General features: G+C 49.9%; 19 protein-coding genes, 1 tRNA gene and 2 rRNA genes. 15 read left to right on the forward strand and 7 right to left on the reverse strand.

Annotated elements, in window-relative coordinates; translation table 11 throughout:
• The 6 genes from ACVA58_RS15175 to mepA all read left to right on the forward strand — a co-directional run.
• A 23S ribosomal RNA gene (locus ACVA58_RS15175) occupies nt 1-1176 on the forward strand; the annotation flags it as partial.
• 241 nt (nt 1177-1417) lie between these two features.
• A 5S ribosomal RNA gene (rrf, locus tag ACVA58_RS15180) occupies nt 1418-1533 on the forward strand.
• Nucleotides 1534-1599: 66 nt separating this feature from the next.
• Nucleotides 1600-1676: transfer RNA gene (locus tag ACVA58_RS15185), tRNA-Asp, on the forward strand.
• Between the two features lie 228 nt (nt 1677-1904).
• Nucleotides 1905-2636 carry a 4'-phosphopantetheinyl transferase family protein gene (locus ACVA58_RS15190; protein ID WP_446511267.1) on the forward strand — a complete coding sequence of 244 codons (732 nt, stop codon included), beginning with the start codon at nt 1905-1907 and terminating at the stop codon, nt 2634-2636.
• A 209-nt stretch (nt 2637-2845) separates the two neighbouring features.
• A complete protein-coding gene (locus tag ACVA58_RS15195) occupies nt 2846-3826 on the forward strand; it encodes a sugar-binding transcriptional regulator (protein ID WP_446511268.1) in 981 nt (326 codons plus the stop codon).
• Nucleotides 3827-3935: 109 nt separating this feature from the next.
• Nucleotides 3936-4775, forward strand: a complete 840-nt coding sequence (gene mepA, locus ACVA58_RS15200; RefSeq protein WP_446511269.1) for a penicillin-insensitive murein endopeptidase — start codon at nt 3936-3938, stop codon at nt 4773-4775.
• Between the two features lie 48 nt (nt 4776-4823).
• Here the strand turns inward: mepA and ACVA58_RS15205 are convergent, their stop codons facing one another.
• From ACVA58_RS15205 to rdgC, 3 genes are all read right to left on the reverse strand, one after another.
• The gene (locus tag ACVA58_RS15205; RefSeq protein ID WP_446511270.1) at nt 4824-5078 is read right to left on the reverse strand and encodes a YfhL family 4Fe-4S dicluster ferredoxin; all 255 of its coding nucleotides are present in this window, start codon (nt 5076-5078) and stop codon (nt 4824-4826) included.
• 5 nt (nt 5079-5083) lie between these two features.
• On the reverse strand, nt 5084-6475 hold the full coding sequence (trhP, locus tag ACVA58_RS15210; RefSeq protein WP_446511271.1) for a prephenate-dependent tRNA uridine(34) hydroxylase TrhP: 1392 nt from the start codon (nt 6473-6475) through the stop codon (nt 5084-5086).
• A gap of 289 nt (nt 6476-6764) precedes the next feature.
• A complete protein-coding gene (rdgC, locus tag ACVA58_RS15215) occupies nt 6765-7676 on the reverse strand; it encodes a recombination-associated protein RdgC (protein WP_446511420.1) in 912 nt (303 codons plus the stop codon).
• 153 nt (nt 7677-7829) lie between these two features.
• Between rdgC and ACVA58_RS15220 the strand changes: the two genes are divergently transcribed.
• The 5 genes from ACVA58_RS15220 to ACVA58_RS15240 all read left to right on the forward strand — a co-directional run bounded on the left by ACVA58_RS15220 (nt 7830) and on the right by ACVA58_RS15240 (nt 16279).
• Nucleotides 7830-9104 (forward strand): exonuclease SbcCD subunit D C-terminal domain-containing protein, encoded by a 1275-nt coding sequence (locus ACVA58_RS15220; RefSeq protein WP_446511421.1) that lies wholly within the window; start codon nt 7830-7832, stop codon nt 9102-9104.
• Nucleotides 9101-12943 carry an AAA family ATPase gene (locus tag ACVA58_RS15225; protein ID WP_446511272.1) on the forward strand — a complete coding sequence of 1281 codons (3843 nt, stop codon included), beginning with the start codon at nt 9101-9103 and terminating at the stop codon, nt 12941-12943. Before ACVA58_RS15220 ends, ACVA58_RS15225 begins: the two co-directional genes overlap by 4 nt.
• Before the next feature lie 198 nt (nt 12944-13141).
• Entirely contained in the window at nt 13142-13831 is a 690-nt protein-coding gene (gene phoB / locus ACVA58_RS15230; RefSeq protein ID WP_107350498.1) for a phosphate regulon transcriptional regulator PhoB, read from the forward strand.
• 57 nt (nt 13832-13888) lie between these two features.
• Nucleotides 13889-15193: a phosphate regulon sensor histidine kinase PhoR gene (gene phoR, locus ACVA58_RS15235; RefSeq protein ID WP_446511273.1), complete on the forward strand. Its 1305-nt coding sequence runs from the start codon at nt 13889-13891 to the stop codon at nt 15191-15193.
• Nucleotides 15194-15283: 90 nt separating this feature from the next.
• Complete coding sequence (locus ACVA58_RS15240; protein WP_446511274.1) at nt 15284-16279, forward strand: PstS family phosphate ABC transporter substrate-binding protein; 996 nt, start codon at nt 15284-15286, stop codon at nt 16277-16279.
• 86 nt (nt 16280-16365) lie between these two features.
• Here the strand turns inward: ACVA58_RS15240 and ppx are convergent, their stop codons facing one another.
• Genes ppx through ACVA58_RS15255 form a run of 3 tightly spaced genes read right to left on the reverse strand, consistent with a single transcriptional unit; the run spans nt 16366 to nt 20499 of the window.
• A complete protein-coding gene (ppx, locus tag ACVA58_RS15245) occupies nt 16366-17874 on the reverse strand; it encodes an exopolyphosphatase (protein WP_446511275.1) in 1509 nt (502 codons plus the stop codon).
• The gene (gene ppk1, locus ACVA58_RS15250; RefSeq protein ID WP_446511276.1) at nt 17871-19961 is read right to left on the reverse strand and encodes a polyphosphate kinase 1; all 2091 of its coding nucleotides are present in this window, start codon (nt 19959-19961) and stop codon (nt 17871-17873) included. The genes ppx and ppk1 overlap by 4 nt, the downstream gene beginning before the upstream one ends.
• Nucleotides 19962-19995: 34 nt before the next feature.
• Entirely contained in the window at nt 19996-20499 is a 504-nt protein-coding gene (locus tag ACVA58_RS15255) for a glycine cleavage system protein R (RefSeq protein WP_446511277.1), read from the reverse strand.
• Nucleotides 20500-20758: 259 nt separating this feature from the next.
• Between ACVA58_RS15255 and ACVA58_RS15260 the strand changes: the two genes are divergently transcribed.
• From ACVA58_RS15260 to phoU, 4 genes are all read left to right on the forward strand, one after another.
• Nucleotides 20759-22981, forward strand: a complete 2223-nt coding sequence (locus ACVA58_RS15260; protein WP_446511278.1) for an ABC transporter permease subunit — start codon at nt 20759-20761, stop codon at nt 22979-22981.
• A gap of 62 nt (nt 22982-23043) precedes the next feature.
• Nucleotides 23044-24657, forward strand: coding sequence for a phosphate ABC transporter permease PstA (pstA, locus tag ACVA58_RS15265; RefSeq protein ID WP_446511279.1), 1614 nt, complete (start codon nt 23044-23046; stop codon nt 24655-24657).
• Between the two features lie 18 nt (nt 24658-24675).
• A complete protein-coding gene (pstB, locus tag ACVA58_RS15270; protein WP_446511280.1) occupies nt 24676-25494 on the forward strand; it encodes a phosphate ABC transporter ATP-binding protein PstB in 819 nt (272 codons plus the stop codon).
• A gap of 10 nt (nt 25495-25504) precedes the next feature.
• Entirely contained in the window at nt 25505-26215 is a 711-nt protein-coding gene (gene phoU, locus ACVA58_RS15275; RefSeq protein ID WP_446511281.1) for a phosphate signaling complex protein PhoU, read from the forward strand.
• A gap of 63 nt (nt 26216-26278) precedes the next feature.
• On the opposite strand, the gene ACVA58_RS15280 is transcribed toward phoU, so the two are convergent.
• Entirely contained in the window at nt 26279-26839 is a 561-nt protein-coding gene (locus tag ACVA58_RS15280) for an outer membrane beta-barrel protein (RefSeq protein WP_446511282.1), read from the reverse strand.
• Nucleotides 26840-26879 lie beyond the last annotated feature (40 nt).

Genomic DNA, 26879 nt, shown 5'->3' on the forward strand with positions numbered 1-26879 from the left:
GCTCCCTCAGCTGCTGGCAGTCGCAGATACCAGGTGGCTGCAACTGTTTATTAAAAACACAGCACTGTGCAAAATCGAAAGATGACGTATACGGTGTGACGCCTGCCCGGTGCCGGAAGGTTAATTGATGGGGTTAGACTTCGGTCGAAGCTCTTGATCGAAGCCCCGGTAAACGGCGGCCGTAACTATAACGGTCCTAAGGTAGCGAAATTCCTTGTCGGGTAAGTTCCGACCTGCACGAATGGCGTAATGATGGCCACGCTGTCTCCACCCGAGACTCAGTGAAATTGAAATCGCAGTGAAGATGCTGCGTACCCGCGGCTAGACGGAAAGACCCCGTGAACCTTTACTACAGCTTGGCACTGAACATTGAACCTACATGTGTAGGATAGGTGGGAGGCTTTGAAACCATGTCGCTAGATATGGTGGAGCCGTCCTTGAAATACCACCCTTGTAGTTTTGATGTTCTAACGTCGCCCCGTTATCCGGGGTGCGGACAGTGCCTGGTGGGTAGTTTGACTGGGGCGGTCTCCTCCCAAAGCGTAACGGAGGAGCACGAAGGTGGGCTAATCACGGTCGGACATCGTGAGGTTAGTGCAATGGCATAAGCCCGCTTGACTGCGAGAATGACAATTCGAGCAGGTGCGAAAGCAGGTCATAGTGATCCGGTGGTTCTGTATGGAAGGGCCATCGCTCAACGGATAAAAGGTACTCCGGGGATAACAGGCTGATACCGCCCAAGAGTTCATATCGACGGCGGTGTTTGGCACCTCGATGTCGGCTCATCACATCCTGGGGCTGAAGTCGGTCCCAAGGGTATGGCTGTTCGCCATTTAAAGTGGTACGCGAGCTGGGTTTAGAACGTCGTGAGACAGTTCGGTCCCTATCTGCCGTGGGCGTTGGATGATTGAGAGGGGCTGCTCCTAGTACGAGAGGACCGGAGTGGACGAACCTCTGGTGTTCGGGTTGTGTCGCCAGACGCATTGCCCGGTAGCTAAGTTCGGAATCGATAACCGCTGAAAGCATCTAAGCGGGAAGCGAGCCTCGAGATGAGTCATCCCTGAACCTATAAGGTTCCTAAAGGGTTGTTGAAGACTACGACGTAGATAGGCAGGGTGTGTAAGCGCTGTGAGGCGTTGAGCTAACCTGTACTAATTGCCCGTGAGGCTTAACCATACAACACCCAAGGGGTTTTTACGGACTCCATGAGCACTTGAATGAGTGTTGAGAACCTAGTCAGATTTTCCCAGATTATGAAGATATTCCGCCTACCAGAGGTAGCGCCGGGATAAAGTTCGATAGCAAGACAAGTTGTGAGTCGAGTAAGGGAGTTTAGCCTGCTAAATGACCGAGCGAGAGAGCAACTTAACGTAGCTAGCGGGCTTTATAGCCAGCGGAATGTATTCAAAAGAATTTGCTTGGCGACCATAGCATTATGGACCCACCTGATCCCATGCCGAACTCAGTAGTGAAACGTAATAGCGCCGATGGTAGTGTGGGGTCTCCCCATGTGAGAGTAGGACATCGCCAGGCTCCCAATTTAGATATACGTATTGAACGACGGATATCGGATAGAGACGAAAGTGTCTATCACCGTGTGGAGCGGTAGTTCAGTTGGTTAGAATACCGGCCTGTCACGCCGGGGGTCGCGGGTTCGAGTCCCGTCCGCTCCGCCACTTATACTAAGCCCAAGCAGAAATGCTTGGGCTTTTTTACGTCTGGATATTATCTTCACCCTGCGGTCGAATGAATCCCACTTGTGCACAAGCCCAGCAGCTCCGCCATTTATTAAGAGGTCAGTCGAAAGGCTGGGCTTTTTAGTATTTATTACAATGGTCTTTATGATCAATAGTTTGCTTCTTTGTTACTATCGGCTGTGGCGTTATAAAGTGGATAGTAATGGAATGTCTTTTATATATAACAAACAGGAATTGGTACTGCCACATTTGGAGGCTTACTGCGAAATCTGTCAATTCGAGTCGAGTGAATTTGAGCATTCGCAGTTCGAGCACTTTGGGGTGAGGTGTCCTGATGAAATAGCGAGATCTGTATATAAGCGCCAAGCTGAGTATTTGGCCGGTCGGTATTTGGCTAAATCGGCATTACAGCAACTTGATTATCATGCTGTATATGTTGGACGAGGAGCGTCACGGGAGCCCCTTTGGCCACAAGGTGTGGTTGGCAGTATTAGCCATAGCAAGGGATATGCGGTGTGTGTCGTTGCTTTAAATAACGCTCCCGATGCCGGTATTGGTCTAGATATCGAGAGATTGATTGAACCGGATATTTATCAGAGCTTTGTTGGTATGGTGATAGATCAGGCTGAAAAACAGAAAATTAATGAAATACCATTGGAAGATAGGCTACTAAACACTTTGCTATTTTCAGCCAAAGAAGCAATTTTTAAAGCTCTTTTCCCGCAAGTTGGACGATATTTTGATTTTCTCGACGTGGCGTTTGAGTTCGTTGAAAAGCAGTGTCTGTATTTCACTTTGAATGTGAATCTAAGCGGTGATTTGCCGAAGGGATCAGGAATTAAAGTGTATTGGCTTCAAGATCAATACGGTGTCCTTTGCTATACCGATTCAAGTTATATTTTTGATAATGGTTATACCCCTGCGGCTAGATCTGATTAGAGGTATGCCTTTTCTGCGTTGGCTGCCAAAGTTAAATGGGTAGTCTTTTTAGCTTTAGGAACATATTGCTTTAAAAGCTATTTGTATAAGCTGGATGAAGGGCAAAGTCTCATTTCTACGGGCTGTCTGGGGTTGGTACTCGCTGTCTTTTCCGATAACCGCTAAAATAGCTATTCAGTTTTAACCCTATTTGTAACAAAGGTATGGCCATGACAGCGCCCCAGAATGACACCACCCACGTTGACAGCGACAAGCTTACCGAGATAGCCATCGCTTACTATCAGGATGGGGCAACGCAGGAAGAGATCTCCAAGATGTTCGGGATGTCGAGAGCCAAAGTCGGCCGTTTGCTTCGCCGCGCCAGAGATGAAGGCGTGGTCGAAATCACCGTGAAGTACCACCCGGTATTCAGCGAGAAACTGGAGCAGCAGTTGGTTGAGCGTTTCAACCTGAAGCGAGCACTGATAGCCCTTGACCAGCCTGATGACGAAAGCCAGCGTCAGCAGGTGGCAAGCTTAGTGTCTAGCTACCTGTCCTCGATATTGACCGATGATATGGTGGTGACCGTGGGGCAGGGACGTAATATTGCTTCCATTGCCAGCCATGTAGGGGTTGTCCCCCACCGCAAGTGCCGTTTTGTGTCTGGTATTGGCGGTACTCATCGTTCCGGTAATGCGATTAATGCTGACCATATCTGCCGTCTGTTGGCAAAGAAATATGACGGGATCAGTGAAACCCTTTATGCACCGGCCTACGTGGAAGATATCACGGTAAGAGAAGCCTTCATGAAGAATGGCACGGTGAAGGAGACCCTTGATCGTGCACGCCGGGCTGATGTGGCCTTGGTCGGTGTCGGGGACATGAATGAAAACAGTCATATGGTTAAGCTGGGCTGGTTTACCCCGCAGGAAATTGTCGAGGCGAGGATCCGTAAAGGCGTGGTTGGTGATATAGCCGGTTACGACTTTTTCGATAGCCAAGGTCGACGTGCCGATACCATGATGAGCGACAGGGTGATTGGGCTTAGTATGGAAGAGCTCAGGCATATACCTACCGTGGTGGTGACCGCTGCGGAGAACAGTAAGGCGTTGGCCTTGCTCGGGGCATTACGATCTGGTGTTGTCGATGTGTTGGCAACCAGCGTCAGTAATGCTCTGACCATTTTGAACTTGGATCAGCAAATGAAATAAAGATCGTGTTTTTGCTTTTCGATCCCAAATGATCAAGCTGCCTACGGGCAGCTTTTTTATTGCTTGCTATGCTGAAGAGAGCAAGAAAATAAAGACAAAAGGATCAGTCATGAGGTACTTTTTTGTGCTGTTGTTGGGGCTCGCGCTGGGCTTGCCGGTAGCTGCCAGCCCATGGGAAAAAGTAAAAGCGCCGACACAAGGCCAGTCGGAGTCTATCGGTACTTACAATAACGGTTGCTTGGCAGGGGCTGAGCCTCTGCCGTTGGAGGGAGATGGCTATCAGGTTATGCGCTCCCAGCGGGGGCGGTTTTACGGCCATGAATCGATGATTCGTTTTTTGCATGATTTGTCTAAAAGCGTCCATCAGCTAGAGCTTGGCCAATTGCTGGTCGGTGATATTGCGATGCCTCGTGGTGGGCGTTTTTCGTCTGGCCATGCCAGTCACCAGACCGGGTTAGATGCGGATATCTGGCTCAAGCTCGGAGAACGTCCGCTAAACGAGACGGAGCTGATTGATGTCCAGCCGCTGCCGATGGTGCACATCAAGCAGTATAAAATCAACAAGAAGAACTGGGGTGATAAGCAAGCCCTGATGGTACAGCTGGCAGCCGCCGACGAGCGGGTCGCACGGATATTTGTCCATCCGGTGATCAAAGAACAGCTATGCCAGCGCGAGTGGACAGACCGGACATGGTTGCAAAAAGTCAGACCATGGTGGGGGCATTATTACCATTTCCATGTCAGGCTCCATTGCCCTGATGGCGACAGTAACTGTAAAGCGCAACAATCACCGCCGACAGGTGATGGATGTGGAGCAGAGCTTGCTTCCTGGAAACCTAAGCCAAAACCGAAGAAAGAAAAGGTGGCTAAGGTGAAGAAAAAGCCTAAGCCAAAGCCTATTCCGCCATCACAATGTGTGGCCTTGTTGCGGACGCCAGTTGAGGGATAATTAGTTAGGATAAAGATACAAAAAAAGCGCCTTACGGCGCTTTTTTCGTTAAGCCAATCCTTGAAGGGTAACAAACTTTTCGAACAGGGCTTCGTCTGTTTCGACGTTGTCAGGATCGGTAATGATACAGTTGGTGATAGGACATACCGACTGACAGGTCGGCTTGTCATAGTGCCCTTTACACTCGGTACATTTGTCGGGGTCGATCTCGTAGATTTCGGCCCCCATGACGATCGCCTCGTTTGGACACTCGGGATCACACATGTCACAGTTAATGCACTTTTGGGTGATCAATAACGCCATGGCGATTATTTACCGTCTTTAGGTGCGTGTGGGTTACGGGTGTTTTCACCTGAGTTTAGGTTACGCATCAGCAATGCGTATTCTAGATTCATGTCTTGTGGGACAGGAATGAACACGAAGTGGCCGTTACCTTTGGCATCATCAATCACTTCAGATTTGCGGTTCTCCATCGCTTCAAGGGTGAAGATCACGTTGCCCTGCGGAGTCATGACTTCTAGGCTGTCACCCACGATGAACTTGTTCTTCACTTCGACTTCGGCCAAGTCACCACGGCGTTTGCCGGTGAACTCGCCCACGAACTGCTGGCTGTCAGAAATTGAGTAGCCGTAGTCATAGTTCTGGTAAGCATCGTGCGTGTGGCGGCGCAGGAAGCCTTCGGTGTAACCACGGTGAGCAAGGCTCTCCAGGGTACCCATCAAACTTTCGTCAAATGGCTTGCCGGCAACCGCGTCATCAATCGCTTTGCGGTAAACCTGTGCAGTACGTGCACAGTAGTAGAAAGATTTGGTACGGCCTTCGATTTTCAGAGAGTGGACACCCATCTTGGTCAAACGCTCAACGTGCTGGATAGCACGCAGATCTTTCGAGTTCATGATGTATGTGCCGTGCTCGTCTTCGAAAGCGGCCATTTTTTCTTCTGGGCGGTGTGCTTCACTTAGGAGTACGACTTCGTCAGTTGGCTTGCCAAGACCCAATGTATTGTCTGGGCGCTCTTCAGCTTCTTGCACCTGAACACTGGCATCTTGTACTTCAACAATCTGACCGGCATCGTTTTCAGTGGCTTTCTCTGTTTTGTATTCCCAACGGCAAGCATTGGTGCAGGTACCCTGGTTAGGGTCACGCTTGTTGATGTAGCCAGATAGCAAGCAACGACCAGAGTAAGCCATGCAGAGTGCGCCGTGAACGAATATTTCCAGCTCGGTTTCCGGGCAGTGTTCACGGATCTCTTCGATTTCTTCTAGCGAAAGTTCACGAGACAGGATGACACGCTCGACACCTTGCGTGGACCAGAATTTCACGGTAGCCCAGTTAACGGCATTAGCCTGAACGGATAGGTGAATTGGCATCTCTGGGAAGTTTTCACGAACCATCATGATAAGGCCAGGATCTGACATGATAAGTGCGTCAGGGCCCATTTCTACGATAGGTTTCAAATCGCGGATGAAGGTTTTCAGTTTAGAGTTATGTGGCTGAATGTTACATACCACGTAAAGCTTTTTGCCTTGAGCATGAGCTTCGTCGATACCGATCTTCAGGTTCTCATGGTTGAATTCGTTGTTACGGACACGAAGGCTGTAACGTGGTTGGCCGGCGTAGACTGCATCTGCACCATAGGCGAATGCGTAACGCATGTTCTTAAGGCTGCCCGCAGGCGATAACAATTCAGGTTTAAACATAGCTCTTAAATTCCAGTGTCTGATTGCAAATCAGGCCGTATCGCAGGGGGATACGGAGTTGAGGCGGGATTTTACTGTGATCTACCCCTCAATAGCAATGCTAACTCAGTAAACAGGGGAAGTTTCGTGGCTTGTGGCTGTAAATGGCAAATTGACTGGATCGGTGAGATGGCTTTGTGGGGGGACTTGGCTAATAGTGTGGTGTGTACTTCGGTCGGAGGTGGTGAAGCCAAGCGAAAGGAAAATGTGGCACTAATAGAGATAGTGCCACCATCATTGTTACAGGCTGTTAGCCTTTGGCTTCAAGGCCGCCAAGGACTTCGAATAGGTTCGGTAGGAAAGCGGAAAACTCACCAGCCATCAGAGAAAGATCGGCATCAATACGCACAGCCATCTCGTCACGGTCGATGTCTTCATTTTGATCTTTCAGCTCGTCCGAGAACTTCAGGCGCTTGATTGACAGGTCGTCGCCAAGGACAAAATCAATGCGGTCCTGCCAGTTGATAGACAACTTGGTCACTAACTTATCGGCTTCGATGTGGGCCATTATTTCATCGCTCGACAGGTCCTGCTGCTTACAGCGGATCACACCGCCGTCTTCCAGAATTGCTTTCAACTCGGCTTCTTCACCAATAGTGAAGCCGTCTGGAGATGTGTTCGAACGAACCCACTCGGTCATGGTTAGCTCTGCGGGCTTCTCTGGTGTTACCGGAATAACCGGCAGGCTACCGATAGACTTACGCAGCAGTGCCAGCATATCTTCGGCTTTTTTGAAGCTACCCGCATCAACCAAGACATAGCCTTCTTTTGGCATGATCAGCGCGTAGGTTTGGCTCTTGCGGCTGAAGGCGCGAGGTAGAAGATCCATCACGATTTCATCCTTGATGGTGTCTTTTTCGCTTTTCTTTAGCTTGCGGCCTTGTTCAAGTTCTTGGGCGTCCACCTTCTCATTCAATGTTTCTTTGATCACTGAAGCTGGTAGCATTTTTTCTTCTTTGCGCGCACAAATCAGGATGTTGTCACCAATCACATGGGTGAACATATCGCCGTGCTTACCCAGAGCATGGACCCAACCAAATTTTTGCTGATCCTGGCTACCACAAGGAGTGAAGCGGAATTCTTCAAGCTGCTTTTCCAGTTGGTCAGGATTGAGGTCGATCTCGCGGCTGAAGCGATAGGTAAGTACGTTTTTAAACCACATCATGGCTGTTACAAATCCTTGGTTGTGCATTTGGCTGTCAATCTTATTGCATTGGTTGGCTTTTGTCTTAAGTTTTCGTGCTCTGCTGCTTGGGCATATCACAAAGTGCGGTACAATTCGGAACAGTTTTTCCAGCACGGCATATTGACCGCAATGAAGATCCTTCATACCTCCGATTGGCATCTGGGTCACCAGCTGCATGGCTATAACCGCGATTTTGAGCATCAGGCATTTCTTGATTGGCTGGCGCAGACCCTTGAGCAGGAGCAGATAGATGCCCTGCTGGTCGCTGGTGATATTTTTGATACCGCTAACCCGCCGGCGAGTGCGTGGCGGATGCTGTACCGTTTCTTGGCTCGTATGGCGAAAAGCATGCCGGCTTTGAACGTGGTGATGATTGGTGGCAATCACGATTCCCCTAGTAAGCTCGATGCCCCGCATGAGCTACTCAAGGCGTTTGACTTACATATTGTCGGTGGTGTTCACCGCCTTGCCGATGGTGAGTTGGATACCGAGCGAATGCTGGTCCCGCTGACCAACAAGGCGGGTCAGCAAGCCGCGTGGGTATTGGCGGTACCTTTCTTGCGCAGTGCCGATCTTCGTACCGAAGATTTGGATGAAGAGGAAGACCGCCTTATCAAAGGCGTCGAAACCCTGTATGGCGAGGTGAGTGATGCCGCACGCCGGTTACAGCAACCGGATCAAGCCTTGATCGGAATGGGGCACGCTTACATGGCGTCGGGAAAATTGTCGGAAATGTCTGAACGCAGGGTACTCGGTGGTAACCAACATGCCTTGCCGGCCACTATTTTTGCCGACGATATAGACTATGTCGCACTGGGGCATTTGCACCTGGCGCAGATGGTGACTAAGCAGGACCACATTCGCTACAGCGGCTCGCCGTTACCGCTGTCGATGTCTGAACGCCGCTATAAGCACCAAGTCGTATTGGTTGATTTCGAGGGCCAGCAGGTAACAGCGATTGAGCCGTTATTGATCCCCCGTGTGGTTGATATGCTAAAAGTTCCGGCTAAGCCTGCCTCGTTGGACGAGGTGTTGGCTGAACTTGAGACCTTGGAAGTTGAAGACGTACCGCGTGAGCAGCAGCCTTTCTTAGAGGTGCATGTGCTGCTTGATAAGCCTCAGGCGTTATTGCGTGAAAAAGTCATGCTAGCGATAGAAGGCAAAGCGGTGCGCTTAGCCAAAATCACCCCGCACTATCAGCAGCAAGAGCAGCAGGATGGCTTGAACCATCGTCGTTTATCGGAGGTTTCCCCTGAGCAAGTGTTTGCGCTGAGTTGGGCGAAAAAATATAACGGAGAGCCGGATACTGCGATGGCATCGGCTTTTGAGCAACTATTGATCCAGGTTGAGGATGAGGCGGGTAATGATCGTGATGCCGCGTCACGTGAGGGAGAAAAACAATGAAAATTATAGCCTTACGTGGTGAAAACCTAGCGAGCCTGCAGAGCCAGTTTGAAATAGATTTTGCGGGTGGGCGCTTGGGTGAAGCTGGCTTGTTTGCCATTACTGGCAAAACCGGGGCAGGGAAATCGACCTTGCTTGATGCCATTTGCCTGGCGCTGTACGACCGTATTCCCCGTTTGCAATCTAATAAGAAAAACGATGCCGAAATTGGCCGTGACGGTGACGGTAGCCGTATCAAAGCCAACGATGTACGCAGCATCTTATCGCGCGGTAAGGCAGAGGCTTACACTGAAGTCGATTTTGTCGCCAATGACGGTAGCCATTGGCGAGCTCACTGGCATGTCCGCCGCGCACGGGGCCGGGCAGAAGGTCGTGTGCAGGCTGCTGAGCAGTGGCTGGAAAATATCGACACGGGTCAACGGTTTGCAGGGAAGAAACAAGAGCTTCAAGCCGAAATAGAACGTTTGATTGGTTTGACCTTTGAGCAATTCCGTCGGGCGGTAATGCTTCCCCAAGGTGAATTTGCTGCCTTCCTCAAAGCGGGCGCCGATGATCGTGCGGCGTTGTTGGAGCGCATGACTGGTGGTGAAATTTACGGTCAGCTTTCGGTTGCCGCGTATGAACGAGCCCGTGAAGAGAAGCTAGCCCTAACGCAATTGCAAGATAAGCTAGGCGATATTGCGCTGCTGTCTGATGAAGAAAAACATGCTCTGCTGAGCCAAGTAGCAACCTTGAAACTGCAGGTGGAACAACTCGATAGCCAGCTGCAAGCGTTCAAACAGCATCGGCAGACACTGCAGACAGCGAGCATGTTGGCGACACGTGTCGAACAGGCGAAAACCCAGTCTGCAGTCGCAAGCCAGCAAAAAGCCGGCGCGGCGCCACGGTATACCCAACTGACCTTGATTGAGCAGGTACAGCCCGCCCAGCGCGATTTGTCATTATTGCAGCAAGCGCAGGTACAGCTCAAAAAAGTCACTGATAGCTTAGCTGCTGCGACAGCGGCTTTGGCGACAGAAACCCAAGGCCATCAAACAGCTGAGCAGCAAGTGGTGGCAGTGCGGGGGGCACTCAAAGACGTAGAGCAACAGTGGCAAGCCATTGAATCAAAGCTCAAAGAGGCGACGAAATGGGACCAGAAAATATCGGGGTTGCACGACCAGTGGCGTGAACTCAATGTACAGTGTCAACATTATCGTCATACCCAGCAAGAGCAACAACAACTCGTGGCGCAATTGCAACACGCGCAGCAGAGCTATCAGCAGCAAGCTGAACAGTTACAGGACTACTTTACGCAGCATCACGATGTAAAGCGGTTGGCAGAGCAAGCCTCCTCAGTCGAAGATAATGTGAAACGCTATCTTGCCGCGCATCGGGCCAATAGCGATTTGCGTAAAGAGCAACAGCAGATTGGACGTGAGCTACAGACTCATTCCCAAAGTAAAGCGACATTGGATCAGCAAGCTAATGATCTACAACAGCAGCTGCAGGCTTGCGAAGCACTACGCCAGAGTCTTGATGTCGCGGCTCTGGAAGTACAGCAGACCCAAGAGCGGGGGCATTACGCAGATAAGCAGCAATGGCGTGATACCTTGCGCCAAGGTATTTCTGGTGCGAAAGAATGGCAATCGCTATTGCTTCAGCAGAGTAAGGCCGATGGGGAATGGCAAGGTAGCACCAAACGTGTAGTCGATGCTACGCAGCGTTTGGCTAGCTTGGTACCCCAGTTGGCAACGTTGTCGACACAGCACAAAGAAGCCGAAGGCATGCTGCAGCAAAGTCGTGCGGTGATGCAGCTCGACGATTACCGGGCTGAATTGAAAGGCGGTGAAGCCTGTCCATTGTGTGGCTCGCTCGAACACCCCTATGCCACAGACAATCCGGTGGTTGAAGGGCTGCTGCAGGCCCAGCAACTGCGAGTGACAGAGTTGGCTGAACAGAAACAGGTAACGGAAGCGAAAATCAACCAATTGCAGCAGCTACAGGTAACTGAACAGCCGCGTTTGCTTGCACTAGAGGCTGAACGTCAGTCTCTGGGGCAGCAGATTGGGCTGGTCTACCAGCAATATGAGCCTGCCTTTGTAACCCTGTGCCAAAAAGTGGTTTCGGAGAAAACAACTTCGGATAGAACCACTTCGGAGCTAACGGCTGAATCGGATCTGGCAGGGGTAACCGTGTTGTTTGAACAATGGCAAGCGGATGTCGTGCAGGTGGATATTGTCTTGAAGCAGCTGCAGCAAGCCGGTGAGGAGCGTCAACGCAGTATTGAGCAAGGGCGTCAGCTGGAGCGGCAGTGGCAGCAGTTACAACAGACCCAGAGCCAGCTAGTCGATCAGCTGCATGGCCATGCTCAGAAGGAGACGCAATGGCAATCCCGCCTGCAGTCACTAGAGCAACAGCAAGCAACCCAAACGGAAATCTTGACGGCACGCGCAGAAGCATTGAATGGCCAGTACGGTAATGATGCGTGGTTAGTGCAGCTGAAAAATGTCGGGGAAGAAGCTTTCTTTACCCAGCTCCATACACAGATACAGCAGTTCTTGACCAATCAAACCGCATTGGTTGAGGCAGATAAGCAGTTAGGCTTGCTAGCACCGCAGTTGGCTGAAGCACAAACGGCGCTGCGTAATACCGATCAGCGTAGTACGGAAATCACCGCTGCAATGACGACGTTGACCAAGGAAAAAGAGCAGCTGTGGCAGCAGCGTGTAGCGCTCATTGGTGAGCAGGATATCGCGGCGGTTGAAAACCATCACAAGCAGGCAATTCATAACCAGCAACTGGCATTGGACCATGCTCAGCAACAGCAACGCCAATCGGGCGAGGCCATGGCAGCGGCGGATGCCGCCTTGAAAGCGATGCAACAGCAGTATAGTGATGCTACACAGACTCTGGCTGAGCAGAAAACACAGTGGATGCAGTGGCTGACGCAATTTGAGTTGACCGATGAGGCGCTGACCGCCTTGCTGACCCATAGCGAAGGATGGCTAGCGCAAGAGCGTGAAGACTTGAAACAGCTGGAGCAAGCGTTGGCAGCGGCGAACACGGTATTGTCCGAGCGAGAGCTGGCCGAGGTCGAACATCAACCGGCGTTAACTATTGCTCAGCAATGGCTGGATGCACATAGTATCGAGATTGACGATAGCAATATTCAGCTTGATCAAAGTGACGCGGCTGAGCCCGTTGCTTCACCGGTTGTTGCTGGTTGGGAAACGGATAAGGCGGCGTTGGATGAACAGATCTTCCAGGACCGGCAGCGCTTGGTACAGGCCGAGCAAGCCGAGTTACAATCCGGGGCGTTGACCGAGCAACTCAAAAGACAGCAAGCCACCACTGAACTGTGGCTTCAGATGAATGAGCTGATAGGCTCGGCAACAGGTAATAAGTTCCGTACCTTGGCTCAGGGGCTGACCCTGCAGCAATTGGTGGTACTGGCCAACGAACATTTGCATGACTTGGCGCCACGCTATGCGTTGCAGCCCGTTCCGGGTAGCCCGTTGGCGCTTCAGGTTATTGACCATGATATGGGCGATGAAGTGCGTAGCGTGGAGTCGTTATCCGGCGGTGAAAGCTTCCTGGTCTCTTTGGCTCTTGCTCTGGCGCTAGCGTCATTGGCGGCGGATACCCGCCAGCTGGGCTCGCTGTTCATTGATGAAGGGTTCGGTACCCTCGATCCCGATAGCCTAGAGATGGCGTTGGCCTGCCTTGATGCCTTGCAGGCTGATGGGCGGCAGATCGGGGTCATTTCCCATGTCGGGACCTTGGTTGAACGTATCGGTGTACAGGTTTCTGTAGAGGCGCAAGGTGGTGGCCGGAGCCGGATCCAAGTAAGAGGTTGATGTATGGGCTACTTGTCATTGAAAGCGAAGTAGCCCTAATCATGTTTTTTATCAATATGTTGCAGTTAAGTGCAACAAAGTGCTATATGACAGTATGATATACGTTCAGTTACGTATTTCTCCGTGAAAGTCACAAAAGTGTCATACTTAACACACATAATGGCGCCGAAAGACAGCAATTAATAGGTATTGACTACGATGGTAAGACGGATTCTTGTTGTAGAGGATGAAGCTCCAATTCGCGAGATGCTTTGCTTCGTTCTTGAGCAGAAGGGATATCAGGCTGTTGAAGCCGAAGATTATGACATGGCGCTTGAGAAACTGTGCGAACCTTATCCAGAGCTGATTTTGCTCGATTGGATGTTACCAGGTGGCTCAGGAATTAATCTTATCAAGCACTTGAAGCGCGATGAAATGACTCGTCAGATCCCGGTTGTTATGTTGACAGCCCGTGGCGAGGAAGAAGATAAGGTACGTGGGCTGGAAGTGGGTGCGGATGATTACATCACCAAACCATTTTCGCCGAAAGAGTTGATGGCACGCCTGAAGGCGGTAATGCGCCGCGTTTCGCCGACGTCTTTGGACGATGTGATTGATGTTCAGGGCCTGAAGCTTGATCCGGTATCTCACCGCGTGACCTCTAACGAACAACCGCTGGACATGGGGCCAACCGAGTTCAAGATGCTTCACTTCTTCATGACTCACCAAGAGCGTGTATACAGCCGCGAGCAGCTGCTGAACAACGTTTGGGGTACCAATGTGTATGTTGAAGACCGAACGGTTGATGTCCACATTCGTCGTTTGCGTAAAGCACTAGAGACTGGTGGTCACGATAAATTGGTTCAGACGGTGCGTGGAGCGGGTTACCGTTTCTCGACCCGAGTTTAGTTTTAATAGTAACAATAAAGCAGGCGCACTGCGGGTAACGTGGTGACGGAGTTATAAATGGTAGAACGGCTTTCGTGGAAAAAGTTAGTCTGGGAACTACTCTTTTTCTACTTGCCTTGGATCGCACTGGGGTGGGTATTTGGTTATATGCCCTGGTTTTTGCTGGTCGCAACATGGATCCAGTTGATTTGGCATTTTCATAATCTGCTGAAGATGTCTAATTGGTTATGGAAAGAGCGTAGCCTGACGCCTCCTTCGGGATCGGGCAGCTGGGAGCCTCTTTTCAATGGTATTTACCGTTTGCAGCAACGTAACCGACGTCGTCGCAAAGAGCTGGCAACCTTGATCCGCCGTTTTAGAAACGGTGCGGAATCCCTTCCTGATGCTGTTGTTGTCTTTCGCAGCGAAGGGAACATCGTGTGGTGTAACAAGCTTGCCCAACACCTGCTTGGTTTCCGTTGGCCTGACGATGCCGGCCAGCCGATCAGTAACTTGCTCCGGAGCCCGGACTTTGTTCGTTACCTGAGCAAGCAATCTTTTGAGGTTCCGCTCGAAATTACATCGCCGCTCAATTATGACCGTACTCTTGAGCTACGGATCATGCATTACACCGAAGGTGAATACCTGATGGTGGTGCGGGATGTTTCTCAGGTTAAGCAGCTTGAAGGTATGCGCCGCAATTTCTTTGCTAACGTATCCCACGAACTGAGAACCCCGATGACGGTGCTACAAGGCTATCTGGAAATGTCGAAAGACCCAGAAATGCTGGTGGGCCCGATGTGGGATAAAGCCCATGGGGTGATGACGGAACAGTTGACCCGGATGAACTCGTTGGTCGAGCAGTTGTTGACCTTGTCGAAAATCGAGGCGGCACCGAACATCGAACTCGAAGAGACTATTGATGTTCCGGCGATGCTAGATGTGTTGGAAAAAGAGGCCATTTCGCTCAGCGGCGGTAAAGAGCAGCTGTTTACTTTTGAAGTGGATCCTTCGCTCAAAGTTTTGGGTGATGAAGACCAGCTGCGCAGTGCGATTTCCAATTTGGTCTACAATGCGGTTAAGCATACACCGCCGGATGCTGAAGTGAAGGTACGCTGGTTCCTGACGTCGGCAGGTCCGAGACTGGAGGTCACTGATCAAGGGCAAGGTATCGAGCCGCAGCATATTCACCGCCTGACCGAGCGTTTCTATCGGGTTGATAAGGCACGGTCGCGTGAGACTGGTGGCAGCGGATTAGGCCTAGCGATTGTTAAGCATGCCTTGAGCCATCACGACTCACACCTTGAGATTGAGAGTGAAGTGGATGTCGGCAGTACTTTCTCATTTACTTTGCCACAGCGCTTGATCGCACACGCGGCATAAGTGTAAAGCACGCCGAATTGCGGTGAAACATGCTAAAGTATTCAGCGGCCTAAGGGCCGCTGTTGTCGTTTAAGGAGTTACAATAACCGAATGATTAACCGGATCAGGCAAGCTATTAGCCGATGGCAGAAAATAGCGCTCACTATTGTATTACCTCTTCTGCCAGTCTTTGTTGCTGGCCCTGTTCAGGCCGATCATGGTCCATTGCCTCATTATGAAAAAGTGAAAGGGATCTCCGGTAATTTATCCTCGGCTGGTTCGGACACTTTTGCCAATCTGATGACCTATTGGTCGGAAGAATTCAAGCGTACTTACCCGAGTGTGAATATTCAGGTACAGGCGGCAGGTTCATCAACAGCACCAACGGCTTTGATAGAGGCGACTGCCCAGTTCGGGCCGATGAGTCGGCAGATGAAGGCACGGGAAGTCGCTGCTTTTGAGCAGGAGTATGGTTACAAGCCAACCGAAATCAGGGTTGCAATCGATGCATTGGCGGTGTTTGTTAACGAGGATAATCCACTTCAAGGGCTGGACTTTAGCCAACTCGATGCCATTTTTTCGCAAACCTTGCGTTGTGGCGGTAACCAGTCGATCACCCGCTGGGGACAGTTGGGGCTAACAGGTAGTTGGGAAAAGCGAGGGATCCAGCTTTTCGGCCGAAACTCGGTCTCCGGCACCTATGGTTATTTCAAGCAAAAAGCCCTGTGTCAGGGAGATTTTCGCAATAATGTCAACGAGCAACCGGGCTCGGCCTCGGTTGTACAATCTGTATCGACATCCCTTAATTCTATTGGCTACTCCGGTGTAGGTTACCAGACCACCGGGATCCGGGCGCTGCCCATTGCCCGCAAAGGAAGCGATTATATTGCGCCGACCATAGAGAATGCAGCCAGTGGCCGTTACCCATTAGCGCGCTACTTGTATGTCTATGTTAATAAACACCCTGAGCGTCCATTGCCGCCGCTTGAGAGCGAATTTATTCGTTTTATCCTGTCGGACCAAGGGCAGGATCTGGTGAAGAAGGATGGTTATGTTCCCCTTCCAGCCGAGGCGGTGAAACAAGCACTGACTGAGCTGGGGCTTTAGTTAAGTGTGTTTTGAAGATAACAAAGCCGGAGTCATACCTCCGGCTTTTTTACAGACTTCTTATTGTTAGTCGGAGGACTTGGCAGCTACTTGCTCTCTGGGCTAAGGCCCAACTCCCAACCTGCTTTACGCCAGTATTCCTGCTCTTGGCGCAAATCGGCGGCTAGTAAGCGGTTACTCTCTTCCCAGTCATCGGGCAAGGTCAGTTGCCATTTTTCCTTATCAGCATCGACAGTGATCGCTGGTAATGACTCGTCACTGCGCTGGCCATTGAGTGCGACGGCCAACCGGAGGGTGCGGATCAGCGGGTAGAGGTGCTTGCGCTTATAGATACTCAATTCCGGCATTTCATCCAATTTCAAGCTCTTGCGCTGGAAGCGAACCAAAGTCGCCAGCACAGTTTGTTGCTCGAGGTTGAACCCCGGCATGGTACTGAAGCGCAGCAGGTAGGCTGAATGCCGGTGAAAACCGGGGTAGCTGATGCTCAGCCCCACTTCGTGAAGTAATGCTCCCCAGCTGAGCAGGGTTGCCAGTTCGACTTTGGTTAAGCCCGGTTGCGGCTCAACTTGGTTGTACAGCTGTTCAGCGGTTGCCTTGACTCGGTTGGCCTGGGCGATATCGACGTTGTACTGCTTGGCCATTGACGTTGCTGTTCTGACCCTAATATCACTGTGGCGGAAGCGCTCTTCCATTTCATACAGCAAACCTTCGCGCAGGGCACCATCTGAAAAGATCATCTCATTGATATTCAGCGACTTGAACACAGCACTGAGAATGGCGACCCCGGCAGCAAAGACCGGTTTGCGGTCATCGCTGAGGCCGACAAAATCGAGATCATCCGAATTTTTGAACTTGAGGATGGCATCATAAAGCTGCTGCAGGCGCTTGGCGGTGATCACCCCATCACTGTGCCCTTGGCCTATCAGCACTTCTCGGATCGCCTTGATGGTCCCCGATGAGCCGACGGCCGTTTGCCAACCTTTACGGGTATATTTACTGGCAATACTTTCGAGTTTTTGCTGTGCGGCAAGCTGTGCTGCTGTCATGTTCTTGCTGCTGATTTTACCTTTGGCAAAGTAGTGCTTGTTGTAGCTGACACAGCCCATGTGTTTGCTGTAAGCCAGTTGAGGGGTAAAGCCATCACCAATAACGAGTTCGGTACTACCACCTCCGATATCGACAATCAGCTTTTGTCCGTTGTCTGGCTGGGTGTGGGCGACCCCCAGATAGATCAGACGGGCCTCTTCAGTACCAGGAATGATTTCTATCGGATAGGGGATCAGGGTCTCAGCGCGTTTGAGAAAGACATGGGCATTGTTTGCCTGACGCAACGTGTACGTTGCGGCAATGCGAACATTTTCCGGCTCAAATCCTTGCAGGCGTTCAGCAAACATTGCTAAGCAATTCAAACCGCGTTGGATAGCGGCCTGATCGAGATTTTGGTGTTCGTCCAGCCCGGAGGCCAGATGAACACGCTGTTTGTGACGGCTGATGATTTGTAGGCTTTGCCCGACAATACGGGCAACCACCATATGAAAACTGTTCGAGCCAATATCTATCGCAGCGACTTCTCTTGGGCGTACAGGTTCTGTCATGTATTGCTTTCGCTCTTAATTTTTTTCTTAAGCTGTTTTTCTGATTGCTTGAGGTAGTCGTAGATCGCTAGCTGGGAGCGAATTTTACGTTTATTGCCTCGCGGAACGTATTGATTGGACATTTCTTTATCAATAATACGGGCCTTAACGGTATCAGAAAGCTGGATATTGAGTATGTCGATAATCTTCTTTTTCAGCTCCGGATCATAAATTGGGCAGCCAACCTCAATCCGGTTGTCGATGTTTCGCGTCATCCAGTCGGCAGAAGAAATGTATACATCAGGCTCGCCGTTATTCTCAAAGACGACGACCCGAGGGTGTTCGAGGAAACGGTCGACGATACTGATCGCCGTGATATTCTCGCTAATCCCCTTGATCCCCGGGATCAAAGTACACATGCCACGGATAATCAGTTTGATTTTCACACCTGCATTACTGGCTTGGTAAAGTAGGTTAATCAGACCTTTATCGACAAGGTTGTTCACCTTTAGTGTAATACCGGATGGTAAGTTTTGCTTGGCATGGGCAATTTCCCTGTCGATTGAGTCATAGAGACGTGAGCGGGAGTTGCGTGGCGAAACAATCAAGTGGTTGAATTTTACCGGGCGGTAAGGGTTTTGGATGTAGTTGAATACCATCCGAACTTCATCGGTGATCTCCTTGCGGCAGGTCATCAGCGAGAAATCGGTATAGATCCGTGCTGTTTTTTCGTGGAAGTTGCCAGTACCGAGGTGGGCATAGCGCACCAGATCATCACCCTCCTTGCGGGTAATGAGACAAAGTTTGGAGTGGATCTTGAGTCCCGGCACGCCAAAGAGTACCTGTACACCCGCCTCTGTCAGACGGCGGGCCCACTCGATATTTGCTTCTTCGTCAAACCGAGCCTGAAGCTCGACCACTACCGTGACTTGTTTACCGTTATTGGCTGCATCGATCATCGATTCGATGATTTGTGAGTTTTTTGCCACGCGGTAGATATTGATTTTTATACTGCGTACTTTCGGATCATAGGAGGCCTGGCGAACTAGCTCAGTCATATGGCCGAAGGTGTGGTACGGGTAGTACAGCAGGATATCTTGCTTCTTGATCGCATCGAAGGCATTGCGAGCATTAACAAACTGGGTGCTTTCTAGTGCTGGTAGCTGTTTGTTCTCAAGGTAGTCCCGGCCCACATTTGGGAATCCGATGAAGTCCTTGAAATTATGATAGCGTCCGCCCGGAATGATACTGTCGTAGCTCGAGACTTTCAGTAAGCCGCAGAGTACGTCGACCATATCGGCAGGCATATCGCGTTGGTAGACAAAACGGACCGGCATAGCAGTCAGGCGCTGATCTAGGCCTTCAGACATCTGCTCGAGTAGGCTATGTTCAACCTCTAGGCTCAAGTCATATTCGGCATCACGGGTCATTTTCATCGCATAGGCGGACAGCTCATCGTATTCGAACAGGCCACTGAATATGTCGTCGAGGCAGAAGCGGATGATGTTATCGAGAAAGATAAGGGTTTTGCGTCGTTTACCTTTGGCTTCAGGCAATTGGATAAAGCGCGGCAGTTGATCGGTTGGGATTTCAATCAGGGCGTAACGCTTACTATTGCCTTGACGCATTTCTACGGCAAGATAGGAATACTCGTCTTTCAGGAATTGCAGCAGATCGATATCGTCGGTCAGCAAGATAGGCGTGACATGGGGCAGAATACGGGTGCGGAAGTGCTTTCTCAGCCAGACCTGCTGGTGGTCATCGAGTTGTTGCTCATTGACCAGAAAGATATGACGTCTTGCCATCTCCAGCAGGATTTCATTGTACAGGGTGTCAAAATCCTGATTTAGCTTGAGTACCCGGCTTTGGATCTTGCTCAATAGATCCTTGGCCCGGTCATTGCTGCCTTGCTCTTCGTTGATCAGAATACGGCGTTTGACATCCGCAAAGCGCACTTTATAGAACTCATCGGTATTGCTCGAGTAGATACCGAGGAAACGGACCCGTTCAATCAGCGGGACAGACTTATCTGCGGCTTCTTGCAGCACGCGCTCGTTAAAAGATAGCCAACTCAGTTCTTTGTCGGTGTAGAGTGGTTCTGCGCTCATTGTTATCCTACTTGCTAATGGGGCATAAGAGGGATCAGTTATCGTCGATATCTACAGTGAGATCATCGGCGATCTTTTCTAGCTCTTCTTGGACGTACTCAATACTTAAACTGCTTGGCAACTCCAATTGGAAGCGGGCCGAAAAAATAGGGTAGCCCCAGTTGGGTGCACTGTCAGAATGCGTTTTGAGTTTGTGAATATTTATCCCAAGCTGGTTGAGCTTGGTCGTGACGTCTTTGACAATACCTGAGCGGTCATTACCCGTGACCAACAGATGGTGCACAACGGAAGTTTGCAGGGTTTTGCTTTCTTCTTCGACCACCTGAACTTGAAGGGCATCAAGCTGTTTGAGCGCATTACTGAGCACGCCGACATATTGCTCGGCGACTTCTACTTGTAGGATGCCGGTAAACTGGCCAGCTAACTTACTGAGGCTGCTTGAAAGCCAGTTGCCATGGTTTTGATAAACCGCGTCTGACAGCGTTTCTACTAAGCCAGGGCGATCTTGGCCGATGACAGTGATGATCAGATGCTTCATAACGATGTCCTTATACCCATAGGCGTCATTGCCCGTTCTATATTGACTATTATGTGAGCATGTGAAGTGTGTGTCTAGGCTAACAGACCGATCAAGATATTGAATTTTTTACGAAATCACAGAATTGAATAATAAATATTTTTTATTTCACTTTTATGTCATTTATGTCTATGTGCCCGACATGACGGAGGAGGCGGCTTGTCATATAATTGTCATCTAAAGGAAATATTATTAGTAAACGTGTAAATTTATTGAGGTAATGATGGCAAAGGCCGGTGCGATATTGATGGGAGAGAGTCCTGGCCGTAAGGTAAAAGATAAATTGGTTCGTTATGGTGTGACGTCCGGTGGGATCTTTGTCCTTGTTACCCTCATTCTGATTTTTTTCTATCTCCTGTATGTGATCCTGCCTATCTTCTCATCTGTCAAGGTGATCCCCCAGCAGCAATTCACCACCGCTTTTATCAACAAAACCGCTGATATCCGCGTCAGTGACAATAATGATCATCTGTATCGCCTTGCTGCTGACGGCTCCCTGAGTGCGATAAGCCTTACCGGAACTGCTGCGGGTGAAGTTGTCGGCGAGATTGAGCTTCTCGACAATGTGGCCAGTATTGGCCGTACGCTCCCAGCAGACAGGTTATACGCGTTGGGAGGAGAGTCTGGTGAGGTGCTGATTGCTAAACCCTTTTTGGTTACAGCACCGGGTGATAGCGCCCTTTCATTGAGCTATCCATTAAGTCATAACCGGATTCAACTTGACCCTAAAGGCCAACCGATTGTTACCTTAGCGGCTTCGGTCCGTGGGCAGCGGGGGATTATTATCGGGATCACTGCTGATGGCCGGGCCAGAGTGGCGTTATTTACTGAAAACAGCAATGTGCTGGGTGTCAATGGGACGGACTGGCAATCTTCCTCCTTTGCTATCAGCGGGTTGCCAACTACTGTCAAAGATATTGTAGTGACACCTGATGCCCGTACGGCCTATGTCCTCGCGGGTGAAAAGGTGTATGTTGTCGCGTTTGGCAGTACTTCAGGTTGGGTGCGTGAAGTGGTTGAGATTGAGCCAACAGGAAATCAGGCGCAACAGCTGGCATTGCTATCGGGTGCCAACTCCCTGCTTATCAGCCACAGTGATCAATCGTTATCCCAATGGTTTGAAACACGTAAAGACGGTAAGCGAGCGCTGGTAAAAACCCGTGACTTTGAGGTTGGTGACAGTCCGGTAGCCGCTTTGATCCCGGAATATACCCGCAAGGGCTTTTTTGCTTTGCAGCAGGACGGAGAATTATCGGCATTTTATACCACAGTAAAAGGGGCGATATACCGCGATCCGGTTTTTGCTGATGGTCTGCCGCAGCAGATAGTGATTTCGTCACGAGCAGATCGCCTGGTTGCTCACAAGGACAATGATTGGCAGGTTTTTGATGTCGATAACCCCCATCCGGAAATTGGCATTGCATCACTATGGCAAAAGATTTGGTACGAAGGCTACCCGGAGCCCGACTATGTCTGGCAGTCGACATCGGCCAGTGATGAGTTTGAACCTAAGTTAAGCTTGGTACCACTGGTCTTCGGCACCTTGAAGGCAGCACTTTATGGTTTGATGTTTGCGGTTCCGCTTGCGCTTTCAGGAGCGATCTACACTGCTTATTTTATGTCTTCGCGGATGCGCGGCATAGTGAAGCCTACCGTGGAGTTGATGGAAGCGTTACCGACCGTTATCCTCGGTTTTCTTGCCGGTATTTGGCTGGCACCGATAGTGGAATCCCATTTGGTTGGTATGGTTGTTTTGGTGGTGATGTTCCCTATGGGTATGCTGTTGGCCGGGATTGGTTGGTCTTTGTTACCGGACAGTTGGCGAAGTAGGGTCCCGAATGGCTTTCATGTTCTCATACTGATGCCGGTTATTGTTTTGATAGCCTATGCCTGTTTTGATCTTAGTCCTTGGCTTGAACAAATGTGGTTTGCTGGAGATGTTAGGGCGTACCTGAGCGACGAGTGGGGGATTGGTTATGATCAGCGCAATGCCTTAGTGGTAGGGATTGCGATGGGGATCGCTGTGGTTCCGACCATTTTCTCCATTGCCGAAGACGCGATTTTTTCAGTGCCAGGTCATTTGACCAGTGGCTCACTGGCTTTGGGGGCGACCCATTGGCAAACGCTTACACGAGTGGTGCTGTTAACAGCCAGTCCGGGTATATTCTCGGCCATTATGATGGGGCTCGGACGAGCGATCGGTGAAACCATGATTGTGCTGATGGCCACTGGTAATACCCCGATCATGGATTGGAATATTCTTGAAGGAATGCGCACATTGTCAGCGACAATCGCCATTGAAATGCCGGAAAGTGAAGTGGGCAGTTCCCATTATCGGATAATGTTCTTGGCCGCTTTTGTGCTGTTCGTCTTTACGTTTATGTTTAATACCGTGGCTGAGTTAGTACGCCAGCGTCTACGTGAAAAATACAGTTCACTGTAATTTATTACTGAGTAGGCATCGATGAATGATCTGGGAACATTAATAACAATGAAACGAATTGAATGAATAGGTGGTTAAAATCAGGAGCACCTTGGATATGGCTAACCGCAGGCGCTGTTAGCCTGAGCTTGATCGTGGTGCTTGGCTTATTGCTATTGATTGGTTGGAAAGGACTAGGTTACTTCTGGCCTGCGCCTGTTTATCAATTTGAAATCCAGCAAAACGGTCACCAAAGTACCGTTATTGGTGAGATCTATGAGCGTAAAACGGTTCCGGTTAACCAACTGACAGAGGCAGGTATCAATACCATTGATTTTGATGGTGATACTGTTTTTCGTTACGTAATCAAAACCGGTAACCGGGATGTGCTGGGTAGTGACTTTGTAACCATACTGGGTCCACATATTGTCAGCCAAGAGCCGGCTGCAGGTGTCGCCGTGATAGAGCGGCTGAAGAATGGTCGTTTCTATGGTTTCCCGGTCGGTCTCATCGACGATGGTGTGGAGATCCCGCTGGAAGAGATTGAGCACAGCCTAGAGCAAGCCAATATTGTTCGTGATTTAATTAGCCAGATTGAGCAATCGGAACTGGTGAGATTGAACCAACAGTTTGAGCTGCTTAATGCTAAGGCTCGTCAGTATGATGATCCTTCACAACTGATTGGCGAACGGCAGTTACTAGAGCAGCGGTTTGTCCAAATCGAGCAACAGTTGTTAACGCTTCATCAGCAGCTCAGTCGTGATAGTTTGATAGTCCGGGAGATGACGGGACGGGAAATTACGCTGCCGCTCGAGCAGATTTTAGATCTATGGTTCCCCAATGACTTTACGACCGCCGGTAAGTTTGGTCATTGGTTCAGCCAGTTAGGCCACTTTGTCAGTGATGATCCCCGAGAGGCTAATACCGAAGGTGGTGTGTTCCCGGCTATTTTCGGCACCGTGTTCATGGTGTTGTTGATGAGTGTGATTGTGACTCCGTTGGGGGTGTTGGCAGCAGTCTACCTTCATGAATATGCGGGAAAAAGCATATTTACCAAGTTAATTCGGGTTGCCGTGATTAATCTGGCGGGTGTACCGTCGATTGTTTACGGCGTCTTCGGACTGGGTTTCTTTGTTTATATTGTCGGGGCACAAATTGATGATGTGTTCTTTGCTGATCAGCTACCTGCGCCAACATTTGGTACGCCGGGTATTTTATGGTCGGCGTTGACCCTTGCGATTTTGACGTTGCCGGTGGTGATTGTTTCGACCGAAGAAGGCTTGGCCAGGATCCCGACGTCGATCCGTCATGGCTCTCTTGCTTTGGGTGCGACTCAGGCTGAGACCTTGTGGCGGACTGTTTTGCCGATGGCAAGCCCTGCGATTATGACGGGCTTGATCTTGGCGGTTGCCCGAGCTGCTGGTGAAGTTGCGCCTCTGATGCTGGTGGGGGTGGTAAAGATGGCACCGTCGTTACCGATCGACAGCCAATTTCCTTACCTGCATTTGGATCGAAAATTTATGCATCTCGGTTATCATATATATGATGTAGGTTTTCAGAGTCCGAATGTGGAAGCGGCACGACCGCTAGTGTATGCCACATCATTTTTGTTGGTCACCGTTATTGTGGGTTTGAACCTGACAGCCATTGGGATCCGTAACCACTTACGTGAAAAATTCCGCTCCTTGGAGCAATAGTGAGATTCAGGAAAGAGTATGTTTTCAATTAATTCCCCAATTGGCCTGTTTGAGCCTGTTGATTTGTCAGCGTTACCGGAAGAGAAAACGGCGCTGTCAATTGAGGGGCTGGATCTCCACTATGGTGCCCATCAGGCCCTGTATGATATCAACATGCGGATTGCCAAAGGCCAGGTGACGGCATTTATCGGTCCTTCAGGCTGTGGTAAATCTACATTGCTGCGCTGTATCAACCGTATGAACGAGCTCGTTGAAGGCTGTAAGGTTGACGGCAAGGTGATGTTACACGGGCAGAATATCTACGACGGCAGAGTCGATGTTGCTTCGCTGCGCCGCCGGGTTGGTATGGTGTTCCAGCGACCGAATCCATTCCCCAAGTCCATATACGAAAATGTAGTTTATGGCCTTAGACTGCAGGGGATCAAAGATCGCCGGGTATTGGATGATGCTGTGGAAAGTTCGCTCCGTGGTGCAGCTCTGTGGGATGAGGTTAAAGACCGTCTGCATGAAAATGCCTTCGGCCTTTCCGGCGGCCAGCAGCAGCGTTTGGTCATTGCCCGGGCGATAGCAATTGAGCCGGAAGTTTTATTGCTCGATGAGCCAACGTCAGCGCTGGATCCGATTTCAACGTTGACCATCGAAGAGTTGATTAACGATCTGAAAACCAAATATACGGTAATTATCGTTACCCACAACATGCAACAGGCCGCGCGGGTGTCCGATAACACGGCTTTTATGCACATGGGAGAGCTGGTGGAATACACCAGTACCAATGATATATTCACCACCCCAAAAGAGAAACGGACCGAAGATTACATCACGGGCCGATACGGTTAAGGAGAACGTAATGTTAGATAATTTGAGCCTTGGCCGTCATATTTCAGGCCAGTTTAATGCTGAGCTAGAAAGTATTCGTACCTATGTACTGGCAATGGGCGGCTTGGTCGAACAGCAACTGGCTGATGCGCTCAAGGCTATGCACAAGCAAGATATCGAACTGGCGCGTCGCGTTATTAAAGATGACCATAAGGTCAATGCGATGGAAGTGGCTATTGATGAAGCCTGTACCCGTATCATTGCCAAGCGGCAACCGACGGCCAGTGATTTGCGTTTGGTGATTGCGATCATCAAGACCATTACCGATCTTGAACGTATCGGTGATGTAGCCGAAAGTATTGCCAAAGTGGCGTTGGAAAATTTCACCAACAAGCAATATAACTTGTTGGTTTCGCTGGAAGCTCTGGGTCAGAGTGCGGTACGTATGCTGCACGAGGTGTTGGATGCGTTTGCCCGGATGGATGTTAAAGCAGCGATTGAGGTCTATCAGGAAGATGACCGTATTGACCGTGAATATGAAGCAATTATCCGTCAGTTGATGACGTATATGATGGAAGATCCACGCTCGATCCCCAATGTTCTTCAGGTGATGTGGTCGGCACGCTCAATTGAGCGGGTCGGGGATCGCTGCCAGAATATTTGCGAATACATTATCTACTTCGTGAAAGGTAAAGATATTCGCCATACTAGCCAGGAAGAGATCGAAAATATTTTGAAATAGATCTTCTGTGATACCCAAATAACAATTATTCGCCCTTGCGAAATTAGGGGCGAATATCGCTACTTAGAACTTGTAATTAATACCAAACCCATAGCTTCTATAGTAGTTATCTTCGCCGAACATATTTGCTTTTTGGTAATTGAAGTAACCGACAATATTGAGGTTAAGTGTTACTTCACGGCCTACCTCAAAACCATAGATGCCCGTAGTGTCATAGTCGCGATCTTTTTGATACTCACCTCCACCAATATAGTATTTCCGACTCTCCTCGACCCTACTCATCCCAAAAACGGCAGCGACATAAGCTGGCTGGTAACCAAGCGCCAGAAAGTGGTATTTAGGTTTCAAAACGGCACTGTAGCTATAGGTTTTGTAGTTGATACCGCTAAAGCCTCTGAAGAAAATGCTATCGCCTAATTCAATGGCATTGAGTTCGATATCCAATGAAACTCTAGGATCAATGGCAAAAGCATAACCTGCCGTTAAACCATATTGGCCGGCAATCGTTGCCTTGCTGTAATCGGTAAAGCCAAGTTTTACACCAGCATATGGACCTTCTACTGAGCTAGCAAAAGCACCTGTCGATAGTAAGGTTGCAAGTAGCAATGCAATACGTAATTTCATTGAGTAGGTTTTCTATGTTGAGTTATAAGCAGTAAACCTG

Source organism: Photobacterium sp. DNB22_13_2 (genome assembly GCF_052873915.1).